This is a genomic window from Sphingomonas sp. Leaf33 (genome assembly GCF_001421785.1).
In the GTDB taxonomy this organism is placed as follows: Bacteria; Pseudomonadota; Alphaproteobacteria; order Sphingomonadales; family Sphingomonadaceae; genus Sphingomonas.
On record NZ_LMLB01000001.1, the window covers coordinates 3,278 to 18,650 of the forward strand.

The 15,373-nt window shown below is 69.7% G+C and carries 19 protein-coding genes; 15 read left to right on the forward strand and 4 right to left on the reverse strand.

All coding sequences use genetic code 11. The annotated features are described in order from the left end of the window. Nucleotides 1-10 precede the first annotated feature (10 nt). From ASE86_RS15845 to ASE86_RS00050, 8 genes are read left to right on the forward strand one after another with little or no spacing between them, the layout of a single operon-like run. Nucleotides 11-172 carry an energy transducer TonB gene (locus ASE86_RS15845; protein WP_235524059.1) on the forward strand — a complete coding sequence of 54 codons (162 nt, stop codon included), beginning with the start codon at nucleotides 11-13 and terminating at the stop codon, nucleotides 170-172. 57 nt (nucleotides 173-229) lie between these two features. Then, complete coding sequence (locus tag ASE86_RS00020; RefSeq protein WP_056421506.1) at nucleotides 230-577, forward strand: hypothetical protein; 348 nt, start codon at nucleotides 230-232, stop codon at nucleotides 575-577. 20 nt (nucleotides 578-597) lie between these two features. After that, nucleotides 598-1,623, forward strand: a complete 1,026-nt coding sequence (gene ribD / locus ASE86_RS00025) for a bifunctional diaminohydroxyphosphoribosylaminopyrimidine deaminase/5-amino-6-(5-phosphoribosylamino)uracil reductase RibD (RefSeq protein ID WP_056421507.1) — start codon at nucleotides 598-600, stop codon at nucleotides 1,621-1,623. After that, nucleotides 1,608-2,222, forward strand: a complete 615-nt coding sequence (locus tag ASE86_RS00030) for a riboflavin synthase (protein WP_056421508.1) — start codon at nucleotides 1,608-1,610, stop codon at nucleotides 2,220-2,222. The genes ribD and ASE86_RS00030 overlap by 16 nt, the downstream gene beginning before the upstream one ends. Then, nucleotides 2,206-3,345, forward strand: a complete 1,140-nt coding sequence (ribB, locus tag ASE86_RS00035; RefSeq protein WP_056421509.1) for a 3,4-dihydroxy-2-butanone-4-phosphate synthase — start codon at nucleotides 2,206-2,208, stop codon at nucleotides 3,343-3,345. Before ASE86_RS00030 ends, ribB begins: the two co-directional genes overlap by 17 nt. A 23-nt stretch (nucleotides 3,346-3,368) precedes the next feature. Further along, nucleotides 3,369-3,788: a 6,7-dimethyl-8-ribityllumazine synthase gene (gene ribH, locus ASE86_RS00040; protein ID WP_056421510.1), complete on the forward strand. Its 420-nt coding sequence runs from the start codon at nucleotides 3,369-3,371 to the stop codon at nucleotides 3,786-3,788. Nucleotides 3,789-3,820: 32 nt separating this feature from the next. Continuing rightward, nucleotides 3,821-4,327, forward strand: coding sequence for a GNAT family N-acetyltransferase (locus ASE86_RS00045; protein WP_235524060.1), 507 nt, complete (start codon nucleotides 3,821-3,823; stop codon nucleotides 4,325-4,327). Then, nucleotides 4,300-4,752: a hypothetical protein gene (locus ASE86_RS00050; RefSeq protein ID WP_056421512.1), complete on the forward strand. Its 453-nt coding sequence runs from the start codon at nucleotides 4,300-4,302 to the stop codon at nucleotides 4,750-4,752. Before ASE86_RS00045 ends, ASE86_RS00050 begins: the two co-directional genes overlap by 28 nt. 176 nt (nucleotides 4,753-4,928) lie before the next feature. Here ASE86_RS00050 and ASE86_RS00055 read toward each other — a convergent pair whose 3' ends face one another. Beyond that, complete coding sequence (locus ASE86_RS00055; protein ID WP_056421513.1) at nucleotides 4,929-5,999, reverse strand: alkene reductase; 1,071 nt, start codon at nucleotides 5,997-5,999, stop codon at nucleotides 4,929-4,931. A 110-nt stretch (nucleotides 6,000-6,109) separates the two neighbouring features. Between ASE86_RS00055 and ASE86_RS00060 the strand changes: the two genes are divergently transcribed. Both ASE86_RS00060 and ASE86_RS00065 read left to right on the forward strand, forming a co-directional pair. Continuing rightward, entirely contained in the window at nucleotides 6,110-7,054 is a 945-nt protein-coding gene (locus ASE86_RS00060; protein ID WP_056421514.1) for a DMT family transporter, read from the forward strand. Continuing rightward, entirely contained in the window at nucleotides 7,054-7,710 is a 657-nt protein-coding gene (locus ASE86_RS00065) for a COQ9 family protein (RefSeq protein WP_056421515.1), read from the forward strand. Before ASE86_RS00060 ends, ASE86_RS00065 begins: the two co-directional genes overlap by 1 nt. Nucleotides 7,711-7,737: 27 nt before the next feature. Here ASE86_RS00065 and ASE86_RS00070 read toward each other — a convergent pair whose 3' ends face one another. Next, the gene (locus ASE86_RS00070) at nucleotides 7,738-8,520 is read right to left on the reverse strand and encodes a zinc-ribbon domain-containing protein (protein WP_056421516.1); all 783 of its coding nucleotides are present in this window, start codon (nucleotides 8,518-8,520) and stop codon (nucleotides 7,738-7,740) included. A 173-nt stretch (nucleotides 8,521-8,693) separates the two neighbouring features. Here ASE86_RS00070 and ftsE point away from each other — a divergent pair, with 173 nt between their 5' ends. From ftsE to ASE86_RS00090, 4 genes are read left to right on the forward strand one after another with little or no spacing between them, the layout of a single operon-like run. Continuing rightward, nucleotides 8,694-9,398: a cell division ATP-binding protein FtsE gene (gene ftsE, locus ASE86_RS00075; protein ID WP_056421517.1), complete on the forward strand. Its 705-nt coding sequence runs from the start codon at nucleotides 8,694-8,696 to the stop codon at nucleotides 9,396-9,398. Beyond that, entirely contained in the window at nucleotides 9,395-10,273 is an 879-nt protein-coding gene (locus ASE86_RS00080; protein ID WP_056421518.1) for a cell division protein FtsX, read from the forward strand. Before ftsE ends, ASE86_RS00080 begins: the two co-directional genes overlap by 4 nt. 59 nt (nucleotides 10,274-10,332) lie before the next feature. Beyond that, nucleotides 10,333-10,803, forward strand: a complete 471-nt coding sequence (locus ASE86_RS00085; RefSeq protein ID WP_056426304.1) for a YdcF family protein — start codon at nucleotides 10,333-10,335, stop codon at nucleotides 10,801-10,803. A 6-nt stretch (nucleotides 10,804-10,809) separates the two neighbouring features. After that, complete coding sequence (locus ASE86_RS00090; protein WP_200911510.1) at nucleotides 10,810-11,538, forward strand: lysophospholipid acyltransferase family protein; 729 nt, start codon at nucleotides 10,810-10,812, stop codon at nucleotides 11,536-11,538. Between the two features lie 89 nt (nucleotides 11,539-11,627). On the opposite strand, the gene ASE86_RS00095 is transcribed toward ASE86_RS00090, so the two are convergent. After that, nucleotides 11,628-12,536 carry a prephenate/arogenate dehydrogenase family protein gene (locus tag ASE86_RS00095; RefSeq protein ID WP_056421519.1) on the reverse strand — a complete coding sequence of 303 codons (909 nt, stop codon included), beginning with the start codon at nucleotides 12,534-12,536 and terminating at the stop codon, nucleotides 11,628-11,630. Beyond that, nucleotides 12,536-13,630, reverse strand: a complete 1,095-nt coding sequence (gene hisC / locus ASE86_RS00100) for a histidinol-phosphate transaminase (protein ID WP_056421520.1) — start codon at nucleotides 13,628-13,630, stop codon at nucleotides 12,536-12,538. The genes ASE86_RS00095 and hisC overlap by 1 nt, the downstream gene beginning before the upstream one ends. Nucleotides 13,631-13,712: 82 nt before the next feature. Between hisC and ASE86_RS00105 the strand changes: the two genes are divergently transcribed. Beyond that, a complete protein-coding gene (locus ASE86_RS00105) occupies nucleotides 13,713-15,284 on the forward strand; it encodes a flavin monoamine oxidase family protein (protein WP_056421521.1) in 1,572 nt (523 codons plus the stop codon). Nucleotides 15,285-15,373: the final 89 nt, after the last annotated feature.

The window sequence follows — 15,373 nt, forward strand, 5'->3', positions numbered from 1 at the left end:
CGATGGCCGGGTGAAATCGGTCGAGCGGGTCGATGCCGCGAACGACGCCTTTTACGACGCCACCCGTCGCCAGGCACTGAACCGCTGGCGCTTCCGCCCCGCGACGCGCGACGGCGTGCCGTACGAGACGTGGCGGACGATGACGGTGCGCTTCGTGCTGGAGGACGCCTGATCCGTACGGGTGCAGGGGTGGTGCGACACCACCCCTGCACTTATGTATAGAAGCGCAATGCGATACCTCGCCCGCTTCTCCCCCATCCGTGCCATCCAGGACCTGCGCCTGTTCCTGGCGTCGCGCGAGCGATACGAACTCGCCTTCCTGTTCCTGTCGATCGTGCTGACGACCCTGCTGATCGCCGGCTTCGTCAAGGATTCGCGGGTCGAGAGGCCGTACAAGCGCGAGATCGTCTACGTCGAGAACTGGCGCGCCGACCGCAGCGATGCCGAGATCAAGGCCGACCAGCTGCGCGGTATGGCGACGCGCACCAAGCTGGACGCGATGCAGGAAAAGGCGCTGGCCGACCGCAAGGCGAGCTTCCAGCGAGTCGACGACAAGCTCACGTCGTGGGGCCTGTAAGCGCGGACGACGCCCGCTGGATGACCGCCGCGATCGCCCTGTCGGAGCGGTCGCGGGGACGGACCGCCCCCAATCCCAACGTCGGTTGTATCCTGGTCCGCGACGGTCGTGTCGTCGGGCGCGGCTGGACGCAGCCCGGCGGGCGCCCCCATGCCGAGGCGATGGCGCTGGCCCAGGCCGGCGAGCAGGCTCGAGGCGCCACCGCCTATGTGACGCTGGAGCCGTGCGCGCACGAATCGGCCCGCGGACCGGCGTGTGCGCCATCGCTGGCGCAGGCGGGCGTGACGCGCGTCGTCGCAGGCGTGGTCGATCCCGATCCGCGCACGGCGGGGCGTGGCCTCGCGCTGCTGCGAGAAGCCGGCGTCGCGGTGACCGAGGGCATCGGCGCCGACGACGCGCGGCGGGCGATGGCGGGATTCCTGACGCGGCGGGCGCTGGGCCGGCCGTTCGTCACGCTGAAGCTCGCGACCTCGCTCGACGGCTGCATCGCGCTGGCCGACGGGACCAGCCGCTGGATCACCGGGCCCGAGGCGCGGGCACATACACATCTGGAGCGCGCGCGGCACGAGGCGATCCTGGTCGGGCGCGGGACTTGGGACGTCGATGCGCCCAGGCTGGATGTCCGACTGGCGGGATTAGAACAGCATTCGCCGATCCGCGTCCTCCTGACCCGTCGCCCCCGCGAAGGCGGGGCCCCGTCTCCCGCACCCGATGCCGGGCCCGTCCGCGAAATGAATCCCCGCCTTCGCGAGGATGACGGTGTCGTGGTCATCGGCGCGCCCGAGGAAATTGCCGGCCTGCCCGCCGACCATCTCCTCATCGAAGGCGGCGCGCAGACCGCGGCCGCGTTCCTGCGCGCGAAGCTGGTCGATCGCCTGCTCCTCTACCGCGCGCCGGTCCTGATCGGTGGCGGCAGGGCTGCGCTCGGCGACATCGGCCTGACCGATCTCGCCGCCGCGCACGGCCGGTGGCAGCGCCGCGACACCCGCCGGCTTGGCAGCGATACGCTGGAGGTCTACGTGGCAGCCCCATGTTCACCGGAATAGTCAGCGACGTCGGCGAAATCGTCTCGGTCGAGGATCGCGGCGACCTGCGCGTCCGCATCCGCACCGCCTATGATCCCGCGACCATCGATCTCGGCGCGTCGATCGCGTGTTCGGGCGTCTGCCTGACCGTCGTCGGCACCGGCGCCGAGTGGTTCGACGTCGATGTCTCGGGTGAAAGCGTGCGCCGCACCGCGGCGGATATGTGGACCGCGGGGCGTCGCCTGAACCTGGAGCGTGCGCTGAAGCTGGGCGACGAGCTGGGCGGGCATATCGTCACCGGCCATGTCGACGGCGTCGGCACGGTGACCGGCATCGTGCCCGAAGGCGAATCGCACCGCGTCGAATTCCGGATCGATGCGGCGCTTGCCCCCTTCCTCGCGCCCAAGGGCTCGGTCACGATCGACGGCGTGTCGCTGACCGTCAACACGGTCACGGACGACGCCGACGGCACCACCCGTTTTACGATCAACATCATCCCGCATACGCAGAGCGTGACGACCTTGGGCGCCCTGTCGCCAGACCAGTCGGTCAATATCGAGATCGACGTACTCGCCCGCTATCTGCAGCGCATGGAGGCCTATCGTGGCAAAACCCGCTGAGTTGACCCGTCTCGCGCACGCATTCCTCTCCAGCCCGGAAGAGATCATCGACCAGGCGCGCAACGGCCGGATGTTCATCCTGGTCGATGACGAGGATCGCGAGAACGAGGGCGACCTGGTCATCCCGGCGCAGATGGCGACGCCCGACGCGATCAACTTCATGGCGAAGTACGGCCGCGGGCTGATCTGCCTGGCACTGACCAAGGACCGCGTCGACCAGCTCGGCCTGGAGCTGATGAGCCGCCACAACGGCACGCGGCACGAAACCGCCTTCACCGTCTCGATCGAGGCGCGCGACGGCGTGACGACCGGCATCTCGGCGGCCGACCGCGCGCGCACCGTCGCGGTCGCGATCGACGCGTCGAAGGGCAAGGCGGAGATCGTGACCCCGGGCCACGTCTTCCCGCTGGTCGCGCGCGACGGCGGCGTGCTGGTCCGCACCGGCCATACCGAAGCCGCGGTCGACGTCGCGCGGCTGGCCGGGCTCAACCCCTCGGGCGTGATCTGCGAGATCATGAACGAGGACGGCACGATGGCGCGGATGGACGACTTGGTCGGCTTCGCGCAGTTCCACAAGCTGAAGATCGGCACGATCCGCGACCTGATCGCGTATCGCCGCCGCTACGATCACCTGGTCGAGAAGAAGGCGGAAGTCCGCTTCCAGTCGGAATGGGGCGGCGAATGGACCGCGCTGACCTATTGGAACAAGGCGACCGAGACCGAGCAGCTGGTGCTGACCAAGGGCCGCGTCTCGCCGGACAAGCCCACCCTCGTCCGGATGCACGCGCTGTCGCCGTTCGCCGACCTGCTGGGCGAGACGACCAAGCGGTCGGGCCTGCTCCAGCGATCGATGGAGATCATCGGCCAGGAAGGTGCCGGCATCATCGTCGTGCTGTCCAGCCCGCGCGCCGACGCCTTTACCGCGGCGCTGCGCGTCAAGTCGGGCGAAGCGAGCGCCGCCGACATGGAGGAGCTGCGCGACTACGGCGTCGGCGCGACGATCCTCTCCGAACTCGGCGTGCACGACATGGTGCTGCTGACCAACACTCACCACACGCTCGTCGGGCTGGAGGGTTACGGCCTCAGCATCGTCGGCGAGCGCCCGATCCCCGAGGACCATTGATGGCCCACAAGCGGAGCGACTGAATGTCAAAGTTCCTGATCGTCGAGGCGCGCTTCTACGACCACCTCAACGACCTGCTGCTCGAAGGCGCCCGCGCCGCGATCGAGGAGGCGGGGCACACCCACGAAACCGTGACCGTCCCCGGCGCGCTGGAAATCCCCGGCGCCGTCGCGCTGGCGAGCGAAAGCGGGCGGTACGACGGCTATGTGGCACTCGGCGTCGTCATCCGCGGCGAGACCTATCACTTCGAGATCGTCGCGGGCGAAAGCGCGCGCGGGCTGATGGCCCTCAGCATGGACGGACTCGCCATCGGCAACGGCATCCTGACGACCGAGAACGAGGCGCAGGCGCTGACGCGGGCCAAGCGTGACGAAAAGGACAAGGGCGGCGAAGCGGCCAAGGCCGCGATCGCGATGCTGGCGTTGCGCGGGCGGTTCGGCTGACCGGCCCGACGCTCTTCACCGAACGACTGGTCCTGCGCCCGCCCGAGCGTCAGGATTTCGACGCGTTCGCGGATTTCTGTGCAGACGCGACGACGATGCGCTTCCTGGGCGGGCCGAAGTCACGCAGCGCCGCGTGGCGGGTGTTCACCACGATCGCCGGTGCGTGGACAATCGAAGGCTATTCCTATTGGTCGGTGATCGCGCGCGATACCGGCCGCTGGGTCGGCCGCGTCGGCCCGTGGCAACCCGAAGGATGGCCCGGCACCGAAGTGGCCTGGGGCGTCGCGCCCGAGTTCGCCGGACAGGGCTATGCCCATGAAGCGGCCGTGGCGGCGATGGACTATGCGGTGGACGTGCTCGGCTGGTCGCACCTGATCCATACGATCCATCCCGACAATGCGCCCTCCATTCGACTGGCGCAGCGGCTGGGGTCGATCAACGAAGGCCCGACGTCGTTGCCGGACCCGCTCGGCGACTTCCGCGTCGATGCCTGGGGCCAGAGCGCCGACCGGTGGCGCGCCCGCCGCGCCGCCGCATGACCAGCCAGCCGCCGCCCTCGCGCTACCGCGTGGTGGAACAGGGACGGCGGCTGGTGGTGATCGATACGCACACCGGGCGGCCCGCGGCGCAGACGCGCGATGCGGCGCCGGCCACCGATACCGCACCGCTCGGGCCCGAACGCATCGCCTTCGACGGCCGTGCGGTGCTGGTCACCCGCGCTTTCTACGACGACAAGGCGCCACGCCGCCTGATCCTCGACGAAGGCACGGCGCGGTGGCTGGAGACTGCGCGCAGCCTCGGCGTCGGCGCGGCGGTGCTGGCGATCGTCGCGGCCGTCTTCCTGCCCGCGCTGCTGGCCGTGCTGGTCTTCACCGCGATTGCGCTGGCCAACCCGAAGACCCGCGCCGCGGTTCGAAAGCCGGTCACGGCCTGGCTCGACCGCTACGACACGGATCAGACCTAACTACCGATCAGACCTAACTTCCGTCATTCCCGCGAAGGCGGGAATCCATCTCCCGCGCTCGCCAAGAGGACGAATTGGGAGATGGGTCCCCGCCTTCGCGGGGACGACGGTGGCCTTGCTGATGAGGGCATCGTCCATCACATTGTGTCCCCGCCTTCGCGGGGACGACGTTACATTTACCCCGCCAGCGTCGGGTAGTCGGTGTAGCCCTGCGGCCCCGGCGTGTAGAAGGTCCGCTTGTCCGGCGTGTTGAGCGCGGCACCCGTCCGCACGCGCTCGACCAGGTCCGGGTTCGCCAGGAACGGCCGGCCGAAGCTGATCGCATCCGCCACGCCGCTGTCGAGATCGGCCTGCGCCTTGGCCGCGTCGTAATCCTGGTTGAGGATCAGCGGGTTGGTGAAGACCTCGCGGATCTTCGGGCTGAGCTTGGGGACGTGGGTCTGCGCGAACGTATCGTCCGGCCCCGATTCGCGCAGTTCCAGGAACGCGATGTCGAGCGACTGGAGGTGCGCGGCGGCCGGCACGAACACGGCTTCGGGGTTCGAATCGTCGCAGCCCTGCACCTCGCCATTGGGCGAGAAGCGCACGCCGACGCGATTGGCGGGGACCTCGGCCACCAGCCGCTCCATCACTTCGCGCAACAGGCGCAGGCGGTTGTCGACCGACCCGCCATAGTCGTCATCGCGGAAGTTGGTGCCGTCGCGCATGAACTGGTCGATCAGATAGCCGTTCGCCGAATGCAGCGCGATGCCGTCGAACCCTGCTCGCACCGCATTGCGTGCCGCACGCGAATAATCGTCGAGCGTGCGGGCGATATCGTCCTTCGTCATCGCGCGCGCCTCGACATTGACGTTCTCGCTCGCACCTGGCCGCGCCGGAGCGGTGGTCGCCGAGGACGAGAAAGGCGCTTCGCCGGTCACGTCCTTGCGGGCGAGGCGCCCCAGATGCCACAGCTGCGGCACGATCCGGCCGCCCGCTTCGTGCACCGCGGCGACGATCGGCTTCCACGCCTCGACCTGCTCGTCCGACCACAGCCCCGGCGCGTTCGGCCAGCCGAGCCCCTCGCGGCTGGTGCCGGTGCCTTCGGTGATGATCAGGCCCGCGGTGCTGCGCTGGCGATAATATTCGATCATCAGGTCGGTCGGCACATGCTCCGCGGTCGCCCGGCCGCGGGTCAGCGGCGCCATTACGAAGCGATTGGGCGCCTCAATCGCGCCATAGGCGATGGGGTCGAACAGGGTAGGCATATAGAATTTCTCGTGGTCGTTGATGAGGACGGGCGAAAGATAGGGCGTTAGGGAGGCTGATGCATCGCGCGCCCCGCCAAACAATCGCTACCCCCGAACCAAGCAAAGCCATGTCGGTTGCGCCGGATGGTCCGGCAGCGTCCGGCGCCGCGCCGGGCAAGGCGAAGCCGCTGGCCGCGCTGTTCGTCGCGAACGTCGCGCTGGCGTTCGGTCCGTGGTTCGTGCGGCTGACCGATGTCGGCCCGGTCGCCGCCGGGTTCTGGCGGATTGCGCTCGCGACGCCCGTCCTGCTCGCCGCCGCGGTGCTGCTGGGCCAGCAGCCGCTGCGTCAGGCGCGCGGGCTGTGGGGCGTGCTGGCATTGGGCGGCCTCGCGTTCGCGGCCGATCTCGCCAGCTGGCACGCCGGCATCCACCATACCCAGCTCGCCAACGCGACGCTGTTCGGCAATGCCGCGACGCTGATCTTTCCCATCTACGGCTTCGTCGTCGCGCGCGCCTGGCCGACCCGGACGCAAGGCGCGGCGCTGGTCATGGCGGCGATCGGCGCGGCGCTGCTGATGGGACGATCGGCGCAGCTCGGCGCGCAGAACCTGATCGGCGACCTGCTGTGCCTGACCGCGGGCATCCTGTACGCCGTCTATTTCGTGACGATGGCGAGAGCGCGAGAGACGATGCAGCCGCTGCCCGCGCTGGCGCTCGCCTCGCTGCTGGCGACGCTGCCGCTGCTCGTCGCCGCGCTGGTACTGGGCGAGCGGGTGTGGCCGGGCGACTGGACGCCGCTCGTCGCGCTGGCGGTCGTCAGCCAGCTCGTCGGACAAGGGCTGATGATCTACGCGCTCGGCCACCTGACCCCGCTGGTGGTCGGCGTCGCGCTGCTGACGCAGCCGGTCGTCGCCGGGGCGATCGGGTGGATCGCCTATAACGAGCGGCTGGGGCTGCCCGATGTCGCCGGCGCGATCCTGGTCGGGCTGGCGCTGGTGCTGGTGCGCAAAGGCGGCCCCGCGACGCCGCCGACGCTTGAACCCGGTGCGGCGGAGGCCCACAAAGGCACATGATGGCTTACGACGACGCGACCCTCGATGAAATCCGCCAGGCCCTGGCGCCCGAAGTGGCGGCCAATGCCGCGTTCGACGGCTGGAGCGCACAGGCGGTCGATTCCGCCGCCATGGCGCTGGGCATCGACGCCGATGTCGCGCCCCTGGCCTTTCCCGGCGGGCCGGTCGACATGATCGACGCGTGGTTCGTGCAGGTCGATGCCGAGATGCACGCGCGCCTGCCCGCCGAGACGCTGGCGGCGATGAAGATTCGGGCGCGCATCACGACCTTGGTCGAAACCCGGCTGGAGATCGTCGCGCCCAACCGCGAGGCGCTGCGCCGCGCGCTGGCCGTGCTTGCGCTGCCGCAGAATGCGCTGAGGGCCGCGAAGCTCGGCTGGCGGTCGGCCGACGTAATGTGGCGCGCCGCCGGCGACACCGCGACCGACTACAACCACTATACCAAGCGCGCGATGCTGGGCGCGGTCTACGCCGCGACGATCACGGTGTTCCTGGACGACGACAGCGAGGATTTCGCCGACACCCGCGCGTTCCTGGCCCGCCGGATCGAGAACATCATGCAGATCGAAAAGGTAAAGGCCGGCCTGATGCCGAACCGCGAACGCCTGCCGAGTCTCAGCCGCTTCATCGGCCGGCTGCGCTATCCGGCGGTGTGAACCACCGGCCTAGCACCAAGAAATACGTTACCCCTCGATCCCCTGCGCGAAGCTGAGGCTCAGCATCTTGGAATTCGCCGGCACGTCGGTGCGGCCGCTGGCGAAGGTGATCGAGGTGTTGGCCGCCAGCGTCCGCTGCTTCGGCGTCACCGTCCAGTTGTAGACGACGCGACCCTGCGCATCGAGCAGTGCGACGCGGACGTCGGGCACGCGTTGCGCGGCGCCGGTCGGGTTCACGATCGTGCCGCTGACCGCGAACAGCTCGCTGCCCGTGCCCATGTCGCGACGTTCGATCGCCTCGCCGGTGAACTTCAGCGGCGTTTCCGTCGTGCCCACCGGCAGGCCGAGCTGCGCGGCGATGCCCGGCGCGCCCGAATACAGGATCGCGCCGACGCCCAGCAGCATCGAACAGCCCGCGACCAGCGCCGCGGCGGTCCAGCGGCGTGCCGGGTTGGTGCGCGGGCGGAACGGCGGGCGGTGCGCGAACGCGTCATACTGCGGGCGCGGTTCGACCAGCGCATCGTCGAAGCTGCGGGTCGCGGCCTGGCGCGGCACGGGCTGGCTGTCGGCCGCAGGGCGCGGCGCGGCGACCGGAGCGGCGACAGGCGCAGGCGTGGCGACGACCGGCTGCGGCGCCGGTGCCTCGGGCTCGTAAGCGGCGGCGCGGGCGGCCGCCGACAGGTCCATCATCGCCGGCGGCTGGAACCAGCTGTGCCGGCAATTCGCGCAGCGCACCGTGCGCCCGTCGGGGCCGATGGCGGTATCCGGCACCAGATACCGCGAGCTGCATTGCGTGCATTCGAGGATCATTGTGTCCGACTTCCCCCAACTGAGCAAAAACGACTGCTCGAATAGTCTGAATCTTAAGCATTTCCCCGAGTCGCGGGCAAGACCCCATGCCACGCTTATCCACAGCTTGAGCGCCGCCGCCCCCTGTGCGATGGCTTGAGGATACGTCCCATTCGAGGAATCCGGCCGCCGGCATGGCGAACATCGTCCAGTTCGAGAATGTCGGCCTGCGGTATGGCACCGGCCCCGAGACGCTGATCGACCTCAGCTTCGCGCTGGCGGCCGGCGGATTCTATTTCCTGACCGGGCAGAGCGGCGCGGGCAAGACGTCGCTGCTGAAGCTGCTGTACCTCGCGCAACGTCCCACCCGCGGGATCATCCGCCTGTTCGGCGAGGATGCGGTGATGCTGCCGCGCGACCGCCTGCCCGGCTTCCGCCGCCGCATCGGCGTCGTGTTCCAGGATTTCCGGCTGATCCCGCACCTGTCGGCGGCGGACAACATCGCGCTCCCCTTGCGCGTCGCAGGCGTGCCCGAAAGCGATATCGAGACGCCGGTGCGCGAGATGCTGGCGTGGGTGGGTCTCGCCGATCGTGCCAATTCGCGTCCCGAGACGCTGTCGGGCGGCGAACAGCAGCGCGTCGCCATCGCCCGCGCGGTCATCGGTCGCCCGGAAATGCTGGTCGCCGACGAACCGACCGGCAACGTCGACCCGACGATGGCCGCGCGGCTGATCCACCTGTTCGAAGGGCTCAATCGCCTGGGCACGACGGTCGTCGTCGCCACCCACGACCTGGGGCTGCTCGGCCGGATCGACGGCGCGCAACTGATGCGGATCGAGGGCGGGCGGCTGATCGACCCGACCGGCGCGCTGCGCCACCCGCCGGCGCGCATGCCGTGACCGCGGCGACGGCGGCCGCGGCGCGGCGCACGCTGCTCGACGAAGGGCACAAGACCCGGGCGATGGTCTGGGTCATGGGCGTCATGCTGTTCCTGACCGTCCTCGCCGCCGCGCTGGGCCTTGGTACGTGGCAGAGCATCGCCAGCCTAGACCGCCAGCTGGCCGGGCAGCTGACCGTGCAGCTGATCGGGCCGGACGCCGCGCGCGCCACGGCGGTCGCGGACGGTTTGCGCCGGCTGCGCGGAGTCCGCGCAGTGACCGCGGTGCCGCGCGAACAGCTGGTCGAACTGGTCCGCCCGTGGCTCGGCGACGCGGGCCTCGACACCGACCTGCCGATGCCCGCGATGATCGACGTGACGCTGGCCGACGGCAGCACCGCGACCGCCGACGTCGTGGTTGCGGCTATCGGCGGCATCGCGCCCGCCGCGCACGTCGACCGCGCCGCGCGCTGGCTGGCGCCGGTGCGCAGCTTCATCGCCAGCCTGGCGTGGCTGGCGGCCGGCATCGTCGTGCTGATGGCGCTGGCGACCTCCGCCGTCGTGCTGCTGGCCGCGCGGGCGGGGCTCGACACGCACCGCGACACGATCGACGTGCTCCACATGCTGGGATCGACCGATGTCCAGGTGTCGCGTCTGTTCCAGCGCCGCATCGCGCTCGACACGCTAATCGGCGGCACGATCGGCACGGTCGCGGCGATGGGCGCGGTGTGGGTGATCGGGCGACAGGTCGCGGCGATCGATTCGGTGCTGGTGTCGGGCGTCACGCTCGACACCGGCGCCTGGGGCCTGCTCGCGCTGCTGCCGCTGGCCTTCGCCGCGCTGGCGACGCTCGCCGCACGCGTTGCCGTCCTGCGCACGCTGAAGGCGCGACTGTGAGGATCGCGCGCCTCTTCGCGCTGGTCGCGCTGGCCTATCTGCTGGGCTTCGCCGTCTTCATGCTGTCACTCGGCAAGCCTGCCGGCGGGCAAAAGACCGATGCCATCGTCGTGCTGACCGGCGGCGCGGGCCGCGTCGCGCGCGGGCTTGAGCTGATGGAGGCGGGGGCGGCGAAGCGGATGCTGATCTCCGGCGCCGACACGACCGTCCGCCCGAACGAGCTGGCGCACGAATATCGCGTGCCGCGCCGCCTGTTCGCCTGCTGCATCGATCTCGGCTACGAGGCGGTCGATACGCGATCGAATGCCGAGGAAACCGCGACCTGGCTGGCGGAGCATGGATACACGTCCGTCCGGCTGGTCACCACCGAATGGCATATGCCGCGCGCGCATATGGAACTGGCGCACGCGATGACCACCGACGTGACCGTGATCGGCGACGCCATCCCCAGCAACCCGGCGTTCGGGATGCTGGTGCGCGAGTACAACAAATATCTGGTGCGCCGCGTCGCGCTTTGGCTGGGATACTAAGGCGTGATGCTGGCAAAACTGCGCACCTGGGCGTTTAACGTCGTCTTCTTCAGCGGGTCGGTCCCCTATGTGCTGGCGACGCCGCTGGTCGCCCTGGTCGGCCCGGCTGCGCTGCGGGGATGGGTGCGGTCGTGGACGCGCTACAACCGGCGATGCGCGCGGCTGTGCCTGAACATCCGCGTCGCGCAGAGCGGTCCGATCCCCAGTTATCCAGCACTCTACCCGGCCAAGCACCAGGCGATGTTCGAGACGTTCGAACTGGTCGCGATGCTCGATGCGCCGGTCATCGTGATGAAGCAGGAACTGGCCCGCATCCCGCTGTGGGGCTGGGCGGCCCAGCGCTACGGGATGATCACGGTCGATCGCAGCGGGTCGGGCGCGGCGATGCGCGCGATGCTGCGCGCGGCCGAGGCGGCGAAGGCGGAAGGCCGGTCGGTGGTGATCTTCCCAGAAGGCACCCGCGTGGCGCCGGGCGAGACACCGCCGATGAAGCCCGGCTTCTCAGGGCTGTACCGCGCGCTCGGCCTGCCGGTCGTACCCATCGCGATCGACAGCGGGGTGGCGTGGCCGAAGCATGGCGAAAAGGTGCCCAACGGGGTCATCCACTTCGCCTTCCAGGACGAAATCCCCCCCGGCCTGCCGCGGCGCGAGATCGAGCCGAAGGTGCATGCGGCGATCAATGCGTTGGAGGTATCACCTATCAACCGTCATTCCCGCGAAGGCGGGAATCCATAGTCGCTGAACGCGCGACTCTTTTCGAGAGTTCAGCCAGAATTCATCCCCGCCTTCGCGGGGATGACGGTCGTCGGCAATGGCCGCCGTTACTAATGATCCGACCGCCCGAAATCGGGTCGCGCGTCGTCCTGGCCCTGTTCGATGATCGACCGCCGCACCGCGCGGGTCCGGGTGAACGTGTCGAACAGCTGGTCGCCCTTCCCCCAGCGGATCGCGCGTTGCAGCTCCGACAGATCCTCCGAAAACCGCTGGAGCATGTCGAGCACCGCTTCCCGATTGGCCAGGAACACGTCGCGCCACATCGTCGGGTCGGACGCGGCGATGCGAGTGAAGTCGCGGAAGCCGCCGGCCGAATATTTGATGACCTCGCTACTGGTCACTTCCTCCAGGTCGCTGGCGGTGCCGACGATCGTGTAGGCGATCAGGTGCGGCAGATGGCTGGTGATGGCCAGCACGCGGTCGTGATGCTCGGGCTCCATGATTTCCACGTCAGCGCCCAGCCGCCGCCAGAATTCGCTGACCCGCTCGACCGCGACCTCGGGCGCGTCGGGCGCGGGCGTGACGATGCACCAGCGCTTGTGGAACAGCGACGCGAAGCCGGCCTCAGGCCCGCTCTTCTCGGTACCCGCCACCGGATGCGCGGGCACGATCGTCGCACCGGGCAGGGCGGCGGTCAGCGCCTCGACGACGCTCGCCTTGCACGATCCCACATCGCTGACGATCGCCTCGGCCGGCAGATCTTCGGCGAACTCCGCCGCCAGCACGCCCATCGCGCCGACCGGCACGCACAGGATGACCAGGTCGGCATCGATCACCGCCGCGCCGGCCGTATCGGCCACGTCGTCGACCAGATCGATCGCCCGCGCGGTCTCGCGCACCGCCGGGTCGGCGTCATAGCCGGTCAGCGCGACGCTCGGCATGTTCGCGCGCGCGCCGCGGGCGACCGACGATCCGATCAGACCGAGCCCGAGGACGGCGATGCGCGCGAACGGGAGCATTAGTCGCCCGCGAGGTCCCGGAGCGCCGCCATCACGCCGCGGGTCTCGTCCTCGGTCCCGATTGTTATCCGCAAGCCGTGCGGCAGGCCCTGCCCCGGCAGCCAGCGGACGATATAGCCGGCGTCCATCAGCCCCTTGTACGCGGCCTCCGCGGTCAGATCGCCTTCGAACAGCACCAGCACAAAATTCGCCTGGCTGGGCACCGCGCGCAGGCCGGCGTTGCCGAGCTTGCCGATCTCGTCCGCGAACCACGCCCGCCACCGCGCATTGTGGTCGCGGGTGTTCTCGACGAACTCCCGGTCATGCAGCGCCGCGACCGCCGCTGCGGTGCCCGCGATGGTGATCGAAAAGGGCAGGCGGATGCGGTGCATCGCCTCGATGATCGGCGTTGCGGCATAGCCCCAGCCGATGCGTTCGGCGGCAAGGCCGTACATCTTGGAAAAGGTGCGGGTGACCAGCACGTTCGACGCGCGCGCGGCCAGCGCCATGCCGCCGTCCTCGGCATCACCCTCGATATATTCGGCATAGGCGTGGTCGAGGACGAGCAGGATGTCCTCGCGCAGACCGGCGTGCAGGCGGGCGATCTCCTCGCGCGTCGAATAGGTGCCGGTCGGGTTGTTCGGGTTGGCGACGAAGACGATCTTCGTGCGGTCGGTCACCGCGGCCAGGATCGCGTCGACATCGGTCGCATAGTCCTTGTCCGGGGCGATCACCGGGGTCGCGCCGACGCGGCGCGTCGCGATCTCGTACACCGCGAAACCGTAGCGGACGTAGATCACTTCGTCGCCCGGCCCGGCAAAGGCACCGGCGGCCAGGTGCAGCACTTCGTCCGACCCGTTGCCATAGATGATCCGCGACGCATCCAGCCCGTGATGCTCGGCCAGCGTCTCGCGCAGCTGCGTCGCGCTGGCATCCGGATAGCGTTCCAGCTGGCCCGCGGCGCTGGCGAAGGCCTCGCGCGCGGCCTGGCTGGTGCCCAGCGGGTTCTCGTTCGACGACAGCTTGACGACCTTGCGGCCGTCGTCGGTCGTGCTGCGGCCGGGGATGTACGGTGCGATGCCCATGATCCAGGGCTTGGGAGCAGGTGCGGTCATGGGGGAGCGCTATCGCCCCCACCTGCCGCCTTGGCAAGCGCCGCACTTTATGACACCGCGCGGCCAAGGGGGAGTTTGGTTAATGCGGGGACCGACAGCGTTTTGGGCCGCGATGGAAGCGGCACGGCAGGCGAACCTGCGCGACCGCGGCGAAACGCTGCCCGTGCCCGGCGGCGACGGCCTGTCGCGCCGCCAGCTGATCGCGGCGATCGCGGCGACCGCGGCGGTCGGTGCCCTGCCCCGCAGCGCCCGCGCCGCCGCTCCGGCGGGCCCGGTCGCGATCATCGGCGGCGGCATCGCCGGTCTGACCGCGCTCTACCATCTGACCCAGGCCGGGATCGACGCGCGGCTGTTCGAAGCGCGCACCCGGCTGGGCGGGCGGATGCTGACCGTTCGGGCGGGCGGTGCGCCGGCGATGGAGATGGGCGGGCAGCTGGTCAATTCGGACCACCGCGACATCAACGACCTGTGCCGCCAGTTCGGCGTGACGCTGACCGATCGCAAGGGCGCGCCGCACCGGACGCTGGTGCTGGACGGCGGCCGGGAAATTCCGCGCGAGCGGCTGATCGCGGGCTTGCGCGGTATCGCCGGCCAGATCGATGCCGACGCGGCTCGGCTCGACAAGGATTACGCGACCGTGGCTGCCGAGCTGGATCGCACGTCGTTCACCGGCTACCTCGACGCTCATGCCAAACTGATGCCCGACGGCTTCGCGCGCGCGTTGATGGAAGCGACCGCGCGGACCGAATATGGCGTCGAGCCCGACCAGGCCTCCGCGCTGGAGCTCGTCTTCAACCTGCCCTATGTCGACGGCAAGCGCATCGACGTGCTCAGCCGCAGCGACGAACGCTATGTCATGGCCGGCGGGTCCAGCACCCTCGTCGAGGCGATGGGCCAGCGCCTGGCGCGCCACATCACCCTCTATCGCCGTGCGACGCGCATCGCCCCGCGGAGCGGCGGCGGCGTGCGGCTGACCTTTTCCAACGACGAGACGTTCGATGCCGGCGCGGTCATCGTCACCACGCCCGCGTCGATCATGAGCCGCATCGACTATGCCGTGCCGCTGCCGCCCAAGTGGCGCCAGTTCATCGGCGAAGTCGGCCTGGGTCTCAACGGCAAGGTCCATGCGGTCGCCTCCGCGCGGCCGTGGGACAAGCCGATGGGCCGCGGCGGGGAGATCTGGCAGGTCGATCACGCGGCGGGCGCTTCGCTCGGCTGGGACGGCGGCGTCCGCCCGACGACGGGGCCGGGCAGCGTCTGGACGTGGTTCACCGGCGGCGACGAAGTCCGCGCCGCCGACCTGCCCGACGCCCGCGCGCTGAGCCAGCGCTGGGCGCGACTGGCCGACGGCGCGGTGCCCGGCATGTCCGCTGCGCTGAAAGGTGTCGTCCGCCGCAGCAACTGGCACGACGAACCCTTTACCCGCGGCGCGTACGTCAATTTCCGGCCCGGCCAGCTGACCAAGTTCGCCGACCTGATCTGGACCGAAGCCAACGGCATCGCGTCCGTGCCCCTGTCCGCCGGCCCGGTCTATTTCGCGGGCGAGCATCTGTCGGATGCCTATCCCGGCTACATGAACGGCGGCGCGCAGACCGGGCGCCTGGCCGCGCAGGCGATCATCGCCGCGCGCGCACCCGCCCGGCGCATGGGCTAGAGCGGTTTCCGGCCAATCTGCACCACCGTGACGGAGCCGATTTTGCTTCGTGGCTAGGAGCAAGGAAGGAACGGGGCTTTGCCCCCGTG